The organism is Shewanella olleyana (genome assembly GCF_023283825.1).
In the GTDB taxonomy this organism is placed as follows: Bacteria; Pseudomonadota; Gammaproteobacteria; order Enterobacterales; family Shewanellaceae; genus Shewanella; species Shewanella olleyana.
The window spans coordinates 169,421-184,765 of the sequence record NZ_JAKILD010000002.1 but is presented as its reverse complement, the minus strand read 5'-3'; the positions used below and the strand labels follow the sequence as shown (position 1 = coordinate 184,765).

Here is a 15,345-nt window from a genome sequence, read left to right as displayed (position 1 = left end):
AATAATTAAACGGTGTTCAGTTACTGTTTTGAAAAGTCCCCGCATCAAGTACTTGCCGTTTTATTGTAAAACGGCAAATAAAATTCCAGTTCCAGCTAGGGTCATACTTATGGCAAAGCCCCCAAGATAGACCGGGTTTAGCAAGCTTTGATTGGGACTGCTCGGTAAAATTAGGATCGCGATACAAGCCTATGGCTTCTGGCGCGCCTTTAATGTGCGCTTTAATATCAAAATTAATCCCATCTTGTGCAAACTGGATAGTATTTTTTTCAGGGCCATCGGTGGTTAATAACGTTGCAATACCGCCTTGGTAGTTCCAAACCACCACCTCATGTCCACTATTTGAAATCGGGTTAAGTTCAGACTTTATATAGGGGCCAGTAACATTATCAGCTACTGCTACACCGTGTTTTATTTCACGGCCACCAAAATTCATTTCTTCGCCCATAGTTTCACCTTTATAATAAAGATAAAACTTGTCATTAAAAAATAACAAGCAAGGGTCATGAACTTTATGACTGTCAAAACTACCTTTACTCAGTACATGAAAACGGTTGTCTTCATCACCGCGCCAAACACCATCTTTACTAGGACTGAGAATTGGCGCAGCAGATTTAGACCAAGGTCCAAATGGACTATCGGCGCTTGCTAGCGCAATGTGTTCATACTGCCTATTGGTATATGGGGTCATAACGGTTTGATAAACTAGGTAATAGCGGCCTTGATGTGCGAGCACTTCAGGTGTAAATATTGCTCTGTCATCATAGTTTCCACTCGCGCCTCGCGTTATTGCTACGCCTTGCTCTTTCCATGTGTCTCCGTCTGTAGAAGTTGCATGCCAAACCTCTGTCAAATCCCAAGGAAACACTTTGTCATTGATATTATCTGATCCAAAACCAACGGTTTCCCCTTCACCTTTTGTGTACCAGCAATGAAATACCCCATCAACTTCTATAACAGAAGATGGGTCACGCCTGATAACACCTTCCTCAAAAGCAAAATCACCTTTCAAAGGACTCACATCAAATTCCACCATCCAGTCTGATGGTTGGCTATCGTAACCGCGTTCTATTGCACGTTGGCTGGCACGGCTTAATGACTTAGTTGCATTCATATCATTTCCCAAAACTGGATATTTATTTGTACTGTTAAATCACTTTTTTATTGCTGGTTACAACTGCGCAATAATGTTTATTGTCGATAATGGCACCAGGATGCTGAACGACTACTCTTGCTACATTGCAGGCATTGACTAAAGCATCTTCGATACCATAGCCACTGAGTCTAGAAGCTAAATATGTCCCCGCGAACGAATCGCCTGCCGCGGTGGAGTCAACTTGAATAGGTGCTGCAATAAATGTTTCATGAGCTATTAATTCACCACATTGATATGCGAGTGTGCCTTGCTCACCACTTTTAATAATTATTTCAGTTGCACCTAATTGCTGGCAGTACAGCATTACATCAATGGGTGACTGGTGATCAAATAATAATTGATGTTCATCTAAACCAGGTAAAACAATGTCACTATGCTGATATGCTCGCTCTAACCAGAGCTTTGCATGTTCAGCCCCTTTCCACATTGCAACTCGGTAGTTAGGATCAAATGCTATTGTTGCTCCTTGTTCACGCATGCTTTTAGTCAAAGATAATAAAACATGTTTATCTTCTTCAGATAAAATCCCTAAGGTAATACCACTAAAGAAAACCGTGTCCGTATTACCTAGTTTTTTAAGTAAAAGATCTAATGGTAATAAACTCATCATTTGTGTGGCTGCGGAATCATTACGCCAGTAACTAAAACTTCTTTCACCTTTGTCATCCGTTGCTATAGCGTATATTCCAATCGTTGAGTCATCAGTAGTTATTACTTTGTCAGTATTTAATTGATGAGACTGCCAAGCTTTAATCATCGTATGGCTTATCGCATCCTCACCAACAGCAGTGAAAAACTGACAATCAAGTTGCGGGTTAAACCGTTTAGCATAAACCAGTGCATTATAGGTATCGCCAGCATAAGAGCGATTTAATAAATTAGGTGAGTGTTCTATCAATTCCATCATGCATTCACCGATAGCCAATATTGTTTTCATCTTTATGCTTCACTCTTCTCTAAAGGAGTCGCTTTAGTGATTGGAGCTTCATTATTCGAAGCGATATCTGGCTTAGATAACAAATTAGCTATGTCTTCAATCGATTTATTTTTAGTTTCGGGCATAATTTTATATAACAACACAAAACCAATCGCACCGCAGATAGCGTAAAACAAGAATATTTCATCGGCCCCAAATACGCTTAACTGCCAAGGAAAAAATTGTTGCACCAAATAGCTAACAAAACTTGCAATAAAAGCAAATACAGGAATAGCGATACCACGTATATGAGTTGGAAAAATTTCTGAAAATAACACCCACATAATTGGACCTATTGAGAAGTGAAAAGCGGCGATAAAACCAATCACCCCAGCTATAATAAGATTAACATTGATATTTGCCGCACTTTGAAGCAGTTGGCTTTCATATAACTTAGCCTCTGAAGCTCCCATTAAATTAATCAATGCATCCTTAAACTCAACGTCGCTTTGATAAATAATGTTTGCCATAGAACTTATATCAACCAATGAATGCTGTTCTATTAGTTCACTGATTTGCATTTCATTCAGCGTATAAGTTGCCTGACTGAAGCCCCAATAACATGCAAACAAACTGATTGTGGCTGTGGCCAAGCCCCAAATAACCAAGGGCCTTCTGCCTAAACGGTCAATGAGTAATATCGCCACAATAGTAAAAATAATACTGACTAGTCCCACTATAACCGCTTGGAAGAAAGCAGCGTCCGTCCCAATACCTAACTGTTCGAAGACGGTTGGCGCATAAAACATAATCGCATTGATACCGGTTATCTGTTGGACAACGGCAATCGTCAGAGCAATGATCATTGCACTTCTGACTTTGGTATCAAACAAGCTTTTAAATAATTCAAATAGAGTCTGTTTTCCTTGGTGGTTATTTAAACTTGCTTTAATATCGGCAATTTCTTGCTCACACTGCTCATCAGAATGAATGCCACGATTAGCTAACTGGTTAAATTGCTTGATTATTTTTCTTGCCTTTTTATCTTTTTGTTTCATGACTAGCCAACGAGGGCTTTGAGGAACGTTGAGTAAAAGGCAGAACCAGATAACAGCAGGTAAAATTTCAATACCGAGCATCCAGCGCCACGTATATATATCAAGCCCTAAGGTGGACACTAATGGATGCTGACTTTCGGAGAATTCTAAAATGGCGTAATTTGCGAAATAAGCAATCGACAAACCAACAACGATGTTTATTTGAATGATAGAAACGAGTTTTCCTCTTAAATGAGACGGCGCGATTTCACCAATGTACATCGCAGCAACAGACAAAGAAGTAAAAGCTAAGCCACCGATGAACCTAGCAATAACTAGAGATTCAAAACTTGTAGCCAGTACTGACATCACGGCTGAAATAATATAGATAAATGAAATGATAACTAAGGTTTGCTTTCGGCCAATTTTGTCACAAATAAATCCGGTCACCATTAAGGCAAAAATAACCCCGAAGCCAGGAGCGCTGACTACGGTACCAACCTGTAAATCAGATAATCCAAACTCATTAGTGACAAATCTGACCGTGCCAGATATTAACGCAGCGTCTAATCCGAAAATAAACCCACCTAACGCTACCACGAGTGCACAATACAAAACACTATGACTTCTGGTCATTTTAAATACTTCCACTGTTATTTTGATTAGCTATTGACGTTTGTTCTGCCAGTGCATTGAAACTTATCAACTATCACCTAATTGGCCTATGTAGCACTTAAACAACACCAAACAGAACTTACATACATTTAACATCACATTAGCACTAAGTGTTTCCCACAAGCAACTATTGTTAACAATTTACTATTAAAAATGATCGGGAATTTTAGAAAACAACCAAAGTAAACATTTATAACATCATGTAATCTATTGTTTATCAGTGTATTCTCTTCATGATATCAATCCACGTAACAAGGAAACTTCAAAATTAATGGATTAATTTATAAAACTAAAAAATTAATTCACCCAGGTTATCTTGTTAATAAAATATTGCGCACAGAGTTTTTACAATGTAGATTGTTAACAAAATCAAATTAGCAACTATGTCGTAACTGGTTATGGAAAGTAAATTATGAATAGCGTAAAGAGTGAAAATAAAACCGGCAGCAATCGATTTAAGCTTAGTCAGCAAGTAATGTTATTTTCTGCGTTGTTACTCTCGTTAGGAGCATGCCAAAATGATTCAACCAAGAAAACAGTTCACTCTGAATCTAACGCTAACTCACAATTGATTAACCAACAATCAAGCTCAACCGAATTACAAACTATCGATTTAATTAACTTTTCCAGTGAAGATAATATTAAAAATGTCATTTCTGTTAACGCTGCAAAAACTCAATTAAAAGATGCTGTACTTTATGTAAATTTTCTTTCTAAAGAAAACAGTTACAGCAATGTCAGCTTTGCCCCTAAAACACCATGGGACTGGAGTGATTTAACTGATTTCAATTTAGCATTTGAGATCAGTAATCCAGGTCAGCATAGTGTTCAACTTTATCTAGATATTAGTGATATTGATGGTGCTAACTACACTCGCACAGTAAGTGTACCAGCAGGCACCAAACCACAAATTTACTACGCAAAAATGGCTGGACACGATTTAGGGACACCTGATGGCGATCATAAAGTAGAGCTTAATTTTACTTCAGGACTGCGATCTAACCCTGATACATGGAAAAGTGAAGAAAGTCAGTTTACCTCTATGTGGGGCAAAAAAAATCTTAATACCAAGGGTATTTCGCGTATTAGCTTAAGCGTTCAAAGTAATCTCCATGATAAACAAATTATGGTTAGCAAAATGCAATTACGTCAGAACCCTGAATTTAATCCATTATTCTTAACCAATATTGTCGACCAATATGGACAAAATAATACTGATGATTTTATTGGCAAAATTACTACTGACGTTCAGTTTGAACAACAAAGACAGCAAGAAGCTAAAACCTTAACAGGTAAAGTTGCAGATGGCCGAAGTCAATATGGTGGATGGTTAAATGGCCCTAAATTAAATGCGACTGGCTTTTTCCGTGCTGAAAAGGTCAATAACAAATGGTCTTTAGTTGACCCTGATGGTTTTCTTTATATAGCAACAGGTATTGATATTATTCGATTATCAAACTCATCTACCATGACTGGTTACGATTTTGATCAAAGCTATATAGTACAACCTACTGATGAAGAGGTAACACCTGAAGATTCGCAAAAACTCAATAGAGTTAGTGAAGAGGCTATTAATAGCCGCTTTGTCTCATCAGAAGTGCGAGCCAAAATGTTTAGTTGGTTACCTAGCTACGATGAACCTTTAGGAAAACATTTCGGTTATCGAAGAAGTGCTCACTCGGGGCCAGTAAAACATGGTGAAACTTATAGTTTTTACGCAGCGAATTTAGAAAGAAAATATGGCCAGCAACCTGAAGGCTATATGCAAGCATGGGAAGATACAACCGTTAACCGTATGCTGGACTGGGGCTTCACTTCATTAGGTAATTGGACTGATCCACGTTACTACGACAATAATAAAATCCCATATTTTGCCAACGGTTGGATAATCGGTGATTATAAAACGGTATCCAGTGGCGATGATTTTTGGGCGCCAATGCCAGATGTATTTGATCCCGAGTTTGAAAAAAGAGCTTTGGCCACAGCAAAAGCTGTTTACGAAGAAGTAAAAAATAACCCGTGGTGTGTCGGTATATTCATTGATAACGAGAAAAGTTTTGGACGCTCCGACAGTATTGCTAGCCACTATGGCATCGTGGTTAACACATTGACACGTGATGGTGCTGAGGTCCCAACAAAAGCGGTATTCACACGTGTTATGAAACAAAAGTACCAACAGATTGAAAAACTTAACGCTGTATGGGGGACCAACATATCAGATTGGGCTGAATTTGATAAAGGTATCGATTCATCAATCAATAATGATAACCAAGTCGTTGATTATGGTTTGTTATTAACAACCTATGCTGATAAATATTTTAGCACTGTAGATAAAGCATTACAGCAATACCTGCCAAACCATATGTACTTAGGCTCGCGATTCCCAGATTGGGGGATGCCGATAGAAGTTGTTAAGTCATCAGCAAAATTTGTAGATGTCATCAGTTTTAATTCTTATAAAGAAGGTTTACCGAAACAGAAATGGCAATTTTTAGCTGATATTGACATGCCAAGCATCATTGGCGAATTTCATATTGGTGCTAAAGATTCAGGTTTATACCATCCAGGTCTTATTCACGCTGCAGATCAACAGGATCGTGCTGTAATGTATAAAGATTACATGAACTCCCTCATCGATAACCCTTACTTCATTGGTGCGCATTGGTTCCAGTATATAGACTCACCTATAACGGGGCGTGCCTATGATGGCGAAAATTATAATGTTGGCTTTATTTCAGTTACTGACACGCCTTACCCATATATGGTTGAAGCGGCTAAGGAAATAAATAGTAAGATGTATCAACGTCGTTTCGGTCAAAAATAATTGATTTTTAAGGCGTCTTATATCCCCAATAAGTCGTCTTAATTTTGATCCACTTTTGTGGATCGATTGAATCTGGTTAGGTCTCCAGAGTTGCCCTAGTACTTTTATTGCATATTACGTTCGTTTATCGTCAATTAACGACATAAACTTTGTTAACAATAAAACGTACCCAGGGCATTTTTTATATAAAAATACATCCCTACCTCCCCCCCTCTCCTTTACTATCAATAACTTGCAAAATAATATTGTGTATATTTTTAACAATATGACATTTGACAATTGTATTAAATGACTTAAGTGTCTAGAATGTTTAAATATAATATTGAATAGCGGAAACAACATGGCTACTGCAAAACCAACTAAAATTTTATCAGTTAAAGACCAAATTGCAGATCAACTCAGATCAGATATCATTGCCGGTGATTTAGCACCGAATACTAAATTAAATGAACAAGAGTTAGCTAAACGTTTTGGATTATCACGCGGCCCTATTCGTGACGTTATTTTACAGTTGACTAAAGAAGGCTTATTAATTTCAAAGAACAATTGCGGCGCATCAGTTAATAGCGTACTAGAGCCTAAACTGCAAAAGCTGATGATTAATTTGCGAAGAAATATCGAAGTTTATGCCATTGAAAGCTTAAAAAACAATCCATTGAATGAAGAGGATTTAGGGCAGTTAGAAAATATTCTCGATGATTTACAAGGTGCTTTTGATGACGAAGATTATACAGAAGTCACTAAAATAGATATCTCGTTTCATAACTATTTAATTAATAAAGCTGGTGGCGAAGATCTCGTCAATATTTGGTATCCATACGTAATGAGAATGCGTTTAAACTACAAACGAATTACTACAAGTTCTGAATGTGTTAATGAACACAGAGGGATCTTGCAAGCTTTACGTGACGGTGATATTACTAGTGCCGTTAAAGCAATCAAAGCGAACATTAAATGATCTAAGCTTAGTAAATATAAAGCTAGATAAAATAAAAGCTATATTCAAACTGACGTTTAAAGGGCAGCCTAACCTCTGTCCTTTTTTATTGTATTTATTACAGACGCCCGAAAATTAATCAATTGCATCGAATATTGATCCTCCCACAAAACAATCAGCGCTGAGTTAAACCTTGCAATTATCAAATGTAAAACATGAGTACATTGCGAAAGTTGTTATTTCAACACCTCAATACCCTTGCCCCCCCATAACACACTTTGCAATACCTAGAATCGCTTCATTACTCATTTGATATAAGCATCTGAATTTAAAATCAATTATAACTTATACACTGCCCACAACTAAATTTAATTATATTGAAACCAAAATTATTTATAACGCAAATTATTCATATAAATATTTAAAAACAATACCTTAATGCATCAAATAATTTCAACCAAAATAAATATATCGAAAACTATAAATTTTGTTAACAATTTAATGGTAACAATGTTAATTTATTAATAAGTCAATTGGGGATACAGGATTTATTCGTAAGTAAGTACTTTGTTGCTTTAAACGAATTTGATGTCATCACTGTGCAGTTAACCCGCCTACTCTAACTGTATTAAACATAAGTGAGCATCATGAAACAATATGCAAGTCAGCCTTTATATTTGGCTATGATTACCTTCGTTCTATTAACGACCTTAACTGCTTGTGGAGGAAGTGATTCAAATACAGCCTCTGATGACACAACAGATATAATTAGTCCGCCAGACTCAAGTACACCCGTGCCTGATACGAGTATCGACGAGGTCATTTTTACACCATTAAATGATATTCCACTTTCAACTTTAGCTTCATCTAACCTTGTTACTATCAGTGGTATAGATACTGAAATTGATATCAGTATTGATAAAGGCGAATTCTCAATAAACGGTGCTGATTACACGAGTACATCAAGTAAAATTAATAATGGTGACACCGTCAGCGTTCAACTCATGTCTGCAGAACACATTGCTACCGAAACCATTGCAACAATCTCCCTTGGAACATTTAACACTCGTTTTGTCATAACCACGATTAATAAACTAGCAGTAGAAAATACTCAGTTGTCGTTTAATTTAGATACTGTTCATAGTGTTAATGGCGTTGATAGTTTTACAAGAGAAAAGTTTATTACCGTCCATGCATCTCATACTGAAAATGATTGGTATTCAGTGGGTACAAATGAATCAGAGGATCTTATTACTGAATTTGTTGAAGGCTATGACGTCTATTTTGGTAGAGATACAGGCGGCATGCATTATCAATTAAGTTTACTACCAGAATCATCAATTAATGCAGGTTATGTAGATGCTGAAATTGCCACTAACAATGGTGGTAATAGTCGTTGGATCTATACCACTGGCACCGACAAAACAGCCGAAAAGAAACGTCAACACGAACACCGTAACGCCAACATGGTTGTTGCTGCTCAACAGCACCCATACTGGCCAGATGGGAAAGACACAGGCCAAGGATGGGCATTCTCACAGCTTGACACCACTGAGGAGCCTTTTGGAACAGCTACTGGCGATTATATGGGTCAATTTATAGCAAAATACTTCAACAAAAATGATGGTGTTGATATTTATGGCCAACCAAAGCCTAAATACATAGAAGTCATGAATGAACCTTTATACGAATTAGTTGATATTGCTGACGACCCAGCTTCTGTAAATCAAGTGTTTCAATTCCACAGCAATGTTGCTAAAGCCATTAAAACCGTAACAGTCGATGGTGTTTATACCAATGACAATGTATTAATTGGTGGATACACCGTTGCTTTCCCAGATTTTGATAAACAAAACTTTCAACGCTGGGAAACACGTGATAAAGCATTTATTGACGTGGCAGGTAATGATATGGATTTTATTTCATTACACTTCTATGATTTCCCTGCATTTCAAGACAGAACAGAGCTACGTACTGGTAGTAATATTGAAGCAAGTTTCGATATGCTAGAACATTATATGCATTTGTCTTTAGGCGATATTAAACCTTTTCTTGTATCTGAATTTGGCGCCCAAACCCATTCCTTATTTAATCAGCCGTGGCTCGCATATCGTGATTGGTTTCACTTAAAAGCCATTAATGGTCAGCTAATGTCTTTTCTAGAAAGACCAGATCAGATCGAGATGGCTATTCCATTTGTGCCAATAAAAGCGGAATGGGGAAGACTGAGTGACACCGTCCCCTATTACACACGTTTAATGCGTCAAAAATTCGAAAAAACAGGTGAAACTGGTGATGAGTATGTCTATACCGACATGGTCAAATTTTATCAATTATGGTCTGAAGTGAAAGGCACTCGTGTTGACAGCTTTTCTACCGATTTAGATATGCAGTTAAATGCATTTGTTGATGGAAGCAATGCCTATTTAATAATTAATAGTTTGGAGCATATGCCGACAACTGTAGATATTACTTTATTGGGTTTAGGCGATAACACCCCTTCTGAAATATTGGTTAAGCAGCTTTATCTCGATGAGCAAACACCTATGCTCAGTGAAACTAATGTAAGTGATATTGCATTTATCGACTCACTCGAAATTGCTGCAGAAGCTACGGTGATTATTAAGCTGAGTTACGATAATGATATTGAACTTAACCACACACAAATCGAAACTAAGTATTACGCAGATAAATATAAACAACCGATCACTGCTAACAACACCTTAAACTTTTCAATTAATGATGTCGTTATCGCAGAAAATGGAGAAGCTGTTTTACGTCTTGGGCTTGGTCGTGAACACGGTAAATCCCTCACACCCAATGTGATGATAAATAGTCAGCCAGTTGAGGTTACTGCTGATTATCGAGGCTACGATCAATATCACAAAGGTGAAGGACGTTTACAATTTTTTGGCGTCATTGAGCTCTCTATATCTAATCAATTTATTCAAACAGACAACACTATTGAGCTCACATTTGATGACGATGGCGGTTTTGTCACCTCTCTATCAATGCAATATTTCCAGCATTCAAAACAGCTAACGCGTAATAACCAATAAACTTATTCGTTAACCTGCATGGTACGCATGCTGGTAATCAACCTATCTGGCTTTCATGTTTTCCACAACACAACATGAAGGCGAGATCTATTCTTGTTGTTGCAAGAATAGTCACAAGCAACACTTTCATTAAAAATTAAGTCATCATTTAAGGGAACTATATGAAACATAAACTCAGTCAAATCAGCAAAGCCGTTGTGTTCAGTAGTAGTGTTTTATTACTGACAGGTCAATATGCGGTTAGCGCCGATTGGGATACGATTCCATTACCTGCCAATGCAGGGAGCGGAATGGTTTGGAAGTTAAACGAAAATTACTCCGATTCATTTAATTACACAGGTAAAACATCGACCTTTACCAGTAAATGGAATGACACCTATTTCAATAATTGGGAAGGGCCGGGACTAACACGATGGAGTAGCAGTGAATCTTGGGTCTCTGATGGAAACTTGATTATTAGCGCTTCACGTAAAGCCCCTAACCTGGTTAATGCAGGTGTGATTACCTCTAAAACCAAAGTTAAATTCCCGATTTTTCTGGAAGCCAGCATCAAAGTGAGTAATTTAGAGTTATCTTCTAACTTTTGGCTACTAAGCGAAAATGATGAACGAGAAATAGACATATTAGAAGTTTATGGTGGAGCGCGTGAAACATGGTTTGCTCAAAATATGTCAACTAATTTTCATGTCTTTTTGAGAAATAACGACAATAGTATTAGAAGCGATTTTAACGATCAAACACATAATACTCCTGTTTGGGGAAATTATTGGCGTGAAGGTTTTCATCGCTTTGGCGCGTATTGGAAGAGCCCTACTGACGTAACCTTTTACATTGACGGTCAAGAAACACCACAAGGTTCTTGGGCCGAAGTTGTCATGAAGGACAAAGACTATACTGGCGCCATTATGGATAAAAATCAGTACACTATGGATGAGGAAATGTATATCATTTTAGATACTGAGGACCACTCATGGCGTTCTGAAGCAGGAAATGTGGCTACCGATGCGGATTTAGCCGACTCAAGTAAAAATAAAATGTTTGTAGACTGGATTCGAGTTTATCAACCGGTAAGTGATGGAACCTCGGGCGGAGATATTTTGCCTAATCTGCGATATCAAATGACAGCTAAACACAGCAATAAGTGTATTGATGTGAAAAATAGCCAGATGAATAATGGTACTACATATCAACAAGCTAGCTGTAATACTAACGACAGTGATCAACAATTCAGTTTTACCCAACTTTCAAATGGTTTTTACACAATTAAAGCTAACGTTAGCAATCTATGCATGGATTTAGCAGCAGGGTCAATGGCTGATGGCGCTAAAATTCAACAATGGGTTTGTAATAGCAATAATCAAAATCAAATGTGGAATCTTATCGACAAAGGCAATGGTCAATATGAAATTCGAAATAAAGTCAGTAATAAGTGCTTAGACATCGCAGGTAAAGCGATCACAGATGGTGCATCCCTCACTCAATGGAGTTGTTATAACGGTGATAATCAGCGATTTTCGTTGAGTAATTAACGTAGCGCTTCACTTAAAACACCCAATGTTAGGGTATTAACATTGGGTGTTTTATTACTAAAACTTCTTTAGCCAACATAACTCATCATCATATTCTTTAAGTCGAGGATACGTTTGGCTACCACTGGTTTGACATAAAGCTACAAATAACAAGCTTTTAGACCGTTTTAATAAGATTTAAATAACTATTGATTAGTAATTTAGTATTTACAATAAACCGCTAGAATAGTGATGCTTTAGGTTCAAGTTATACTGTTAGCTAGCTGAATATACTGAAAATATACAGCCTCTATAAAACCCATAGCTGGATAGGTTTTCTGGCTTGTAGGTCATAAGCAACGACAAATAATGTTTAACCGATAAGATTTATAGCTTGTCAGGTTATATGTAGTAGCTTACCCCAATCAGCATAAAAAAATGATCATTCTTACTAGTTAAAATTGTTTATAACTTCGTTAGAAATTTTGTAGGTAGAGCAACTAGCTAGCTACAATTTCTGCCTTGTTCTAAGTGATTTTGCCTACACAATATCGATCACTTATTTATCCCGATAGTTATTACATAAATCATTCGGTTTGTTAAATTGCAATCAATTTTCAGATGCACTATAGATAAGTCCCGCAGAACTGAAAAGCTAACCTTCATTTCGCATAGCAATCATTTTTTGTATTTGCCCCATGGAACCAGCTATTAAATAACAGGCTTGTAAGTATCCATTTTGATGAAGCTGATTTAATAAATCCCCTGATAAAGCAGCTAATTTTTGTTCATTAATCACGTATAAACCATCAAAGTTTATTTTTTCAATTTGGCGATCACTTTCATTCATGCCACGCTGCAGGCGTTGTTTAATCGACACCCCAAGTTGTATTGATTCAATCAGGTCGTGTTCAACTAAAACAGCAACAAACTGCTCTGTTCTAACGATCCCCTGGGCTAAGTCAAATACCATCTTATTCATTTGCTTCAAATATTCAGTAGGTTGACCATTTCCATCAAATAACAAATGAGCGGCATGCTGTTGCATATCAGTATCAGTATCAATATCAGTATCAGTATTGACCACTCTTTTATTATCCATATCGATAGTTAATACAGTATTTTTAGCATTGGGAGCATCTTCCATACTCGTGTAACCTACCATAAAAGGTTGACGTCGAATATGCAGTGGGATGTATTGACTAGACCATCCTTTATCATTTAGAAATAAATTTTCGCCTGGCTCAAATCCCAATAAAGCATGTAAGCCAAACTGCCCTGTTTGGTTGTTTTTCAACAAACAACATGGGTACTCAAGCATCAGTTGACGTAATTCATCCGCAATGACAGGTACAAAATGAACGTTCTCTCCAAACTCACTGCCATGTCCTCTTATCACTGAGGTGTTTTTATGAATTTTGCTATCTACAATGACATTATTCATGCAAGTTCCTTTTATATTTTTTGTAAACCGTACTGATTAATTAAATTAATTAATTCACGTTGGGAGGGTAATGAGCGAGTTAAGTGTTTCTGTTGCTCATATACACCATTCGATATTTGTTTACCTCTTTGCAATGAAGCTGCTGAATAACCTAAATGTGAAGGCTCAGTTTTAAACCCCATACCATACAAAATATATTGATAGCTCGCTGCTGGGAATACTTCTGTTGCATGAACAAAATCATCATCACTGGGCGCTTGATAACGCCATAACTCTAATAAGCGCTTAAGACTGTCGGGAATCGAGTCTGGGTTACGATTATCAATCCAAAATTGACTATCATTTCGTTGATTTAACATGTAATGCAACTTTAAAAAATCAATAATCCTATTCCATCGATAAAGGAAGGTTTCATTGAAACGACGAGCGACAATATCCATTGAGCCACGATTTGCCGGTAATTGCTGTGCGATCATATTTGCGGATATTTCCACTAGTAATAGTGCTGACGCTTCTAAGGGCTCTAAGAATCCAGCAGACAAACCAATAGCGACACAGTTTTTGTGCCAAAACTTTTCTCTATGTCCAGGGTTTATTGGAATCTTTCTAAATTGAAGTTCATCTACATTTTCAACGCTATCAGTTAAGTAAGTCTTTAACTCTTTTATGGCTTGTTGCTCAGTAATATATTGACTTGAATAAACATGCCCCACACCGCGTCGGTGAGTTAAGCCAATATCCCATATCCAACCTGCAGACTGCGCGGTTGAAATAGTGTGAGATGCTATTGGGCTTTGTACGTTTTCATAAGGGACTTGAACAGCAATAGCATTATCCACAAATAGCACATCTTTGCAGCATTTAAATGGCACTTGATAATGCTCGCCTATCAGTAAAGATTTAAATCCGCTGCAATCAATAAACAAATCACCGCACACATCACCATTATTAGTGGTTGTTAGACTGTGAATATCACCGTAATTGTCATTATGTATCCCTATGACGTCATCCAAAACATGATTGACCCTTAGCTGCTCTGTACAATGCTTTTGTAAAAATGTTGAAAAAGCGCCTGCATCTAAGTGATAAGCGTAATTAGCGACAGCATCATATTCAGCTGTTGTGATAAATTTAGGCGCTAGCCCTGCCTCACAAATAGCTTCTTGTGGGCTAACACACATTGAAAATGAAGGTGTGGCATTATTTTTCACTTGTTGACTAGGTTGATAGGGAAATGAAAGCGAAATCCAATGGGCGGTTGTATCTGCTACTTCCCCTTCAGGTAACATTAAAGGATGGTAGTAATAGTCATCATTTGTTCCAGTTACCCATTTTGAGAACTTGGCACCTTGTTTGAAGCTTACGTAACATTGTTTGATAAAATCTGTTTCTCTAATCCCCATATTTTTAAGGGTTCGGCGCATGGTTGGCCATGTACCTTCTCCTACTCCGATCGGTGGGACATTAGCTGACTCAATTAGCGTTACGCTGTAATTTTTATCATGTTGTTTGTTCAATTTTGCGGCTAAGGTACCAGCGGTTATCCAGCCTGCAGTTCCACCACCAAGAATAACAATTTTGCTAATGTTTTTTTCATATTTTAAGTCTGTGATTGGATTTTTTTCTATATCACTGGTCATATTAACTCCAATTCTTGTTATGAATTTTTTTGTTTGAAAAACTTAGTGGGTCAATAGAAATGGAAAAGCTGCTACATAAAATGCAGCAGCTTGCTTATTCTAATGATGAAATAATTGAATCACATCTAAAAGTAATGCGTTCAAATCAG

Annotated in this window: 9 protein-coding genes; 4 read left to right on the top strand and 5 right to left on the bottom strand. The window is 37.2% G+C overall.

The window, feature by feature from the left end; genetic code table 11:
- Window positions 1-16 precede the first annotated feature (16 nt).
- Genes L2735_RS02310 through L2735_RS02300 form a run of 3 tightly spaced genes read right to left on the bottom strand, consistent with a single transcriptional unit; the run spans window position 17 to window position 3,745 of the window.
- A complete protein-coding gene (locus L2735_RS02310; RefSeq protein ID WP_248983165.1) occupies window positions 17-1,114 on the bottom strand; it encodes a glycoside hydrolase family 117 protein in 1,098 nt (365 codons plus the stop codon).
- A gap of 34 nt (window positions 1,115-1,148) precedes the next feature.
- Entirely contained in the window at window positions 1,149-2,093 is a 945-nt protein-coding gene (locus tag L2735_RS02305; RefSeq protein WP_248983164.1) for a sugar kinase, read from the bottom strand.
- A gap of 2 nt (window positions 2,094-2,095) precedes the next feature.
- On the bottom strand, window positions 2,096-3,745 hold the full coding sequence (locus L2735_RS02300; RefSeq protein ID WP_248983163.1) for an MFS transporter: 1,650 nt from the start codon (window positions 3,743-3,745) through the stop codon (window positions 2,096-2,098).
- A 451-nt stretch (window positions 3,746-4,196) separates the two neighbouring features.
- Here L2735_RS02300 and L2735_RS02295 point away from each other — a divergent pair, with 451 nt between their 5' ends.
- From L2735_RS02295 to L2735_RS02280, 4 genes are all read left to right on the top strand, one after another.
- Window positions 4,197-6,608 (top strand): beta-galactosidase, encoded by a 2,412-nt coding sequence (locus L2735_RS02295; RefSeq protein WP_248983162.1) that lies wholly within the window; start codon window positions 4,197-4,199, stop codon window positions 6,606-6,608.
- A 340-nt stretch (window positions 6,609-6,948) separates the two neighbouring features.
- Window positions 6,949-7,566 (top strand): GntR family transcriptional regulator, encoded by a 618-nt coding sequence (locus L2735_RS02290; protein ID WP_248983161.1) that lies wholly within the window; start codon window positions 6,949-6,951, stop codon window positions 7,564-7,566.
- A 626-nt stretch (window positions 7,567-8,192) separates the two neighbouring features.
- Window positions 8,193-10,604 carry a hypothetical protein gene (locus tag L2735_RS02285; RefSeq protein ID WP_248983160.1) on the top strand — a complete coding sequence of 804 codons (2,412 nt, stop codon included), beginning with the start codon at window positions 8,193-8,195 and terminating at the stop codon, window positions 10,602-10,604.
- A 161-nt stretch (window positions 10,605-10,765) separates the two neighbouring features.
- Entirely contained in the window at window positions 10,766-12,133 is a 1,368-nt protein-coding gene (locus tag L2735_RS02280) for an RICIN domain-containing protein (protein ID WP_248983159.1), read from the top strand.
- A gap of 634 nt (window positions 12,134-12,767) precedes the next feature.
- On the opposite strand, the gene L2735_RS02275 is transcribed toward L2735_RS02280, so the two are convergent.
- Window positions 12,768-13,556: a SapC family protein gene (locus L2735_RS02275; RefSeq protein ID WP_248983158.1), complete on the bottom strand. Its 789-nt coding sequence runs from the start codon at window positions 13,554-13,556 to the stop codon at window positions 12,768-12,770.
- Window positions 13,557-13,567: 11 nt separating this feature from the next.
- Window positions 13,568-15,196 (bottom strand): tryptophan halogenase family protein, encoded by a 1,629-nt coding sequence (locus L2735_RS02270; RefSeq protein WP_248983157.1) that lies wholly within the window; start codon window positions 15,194-15,196, stop codon window positions 13,568-13,570.
- Between the last annotated feature and the right edge of the window lie 149 nt (window positions 15,197-15,345).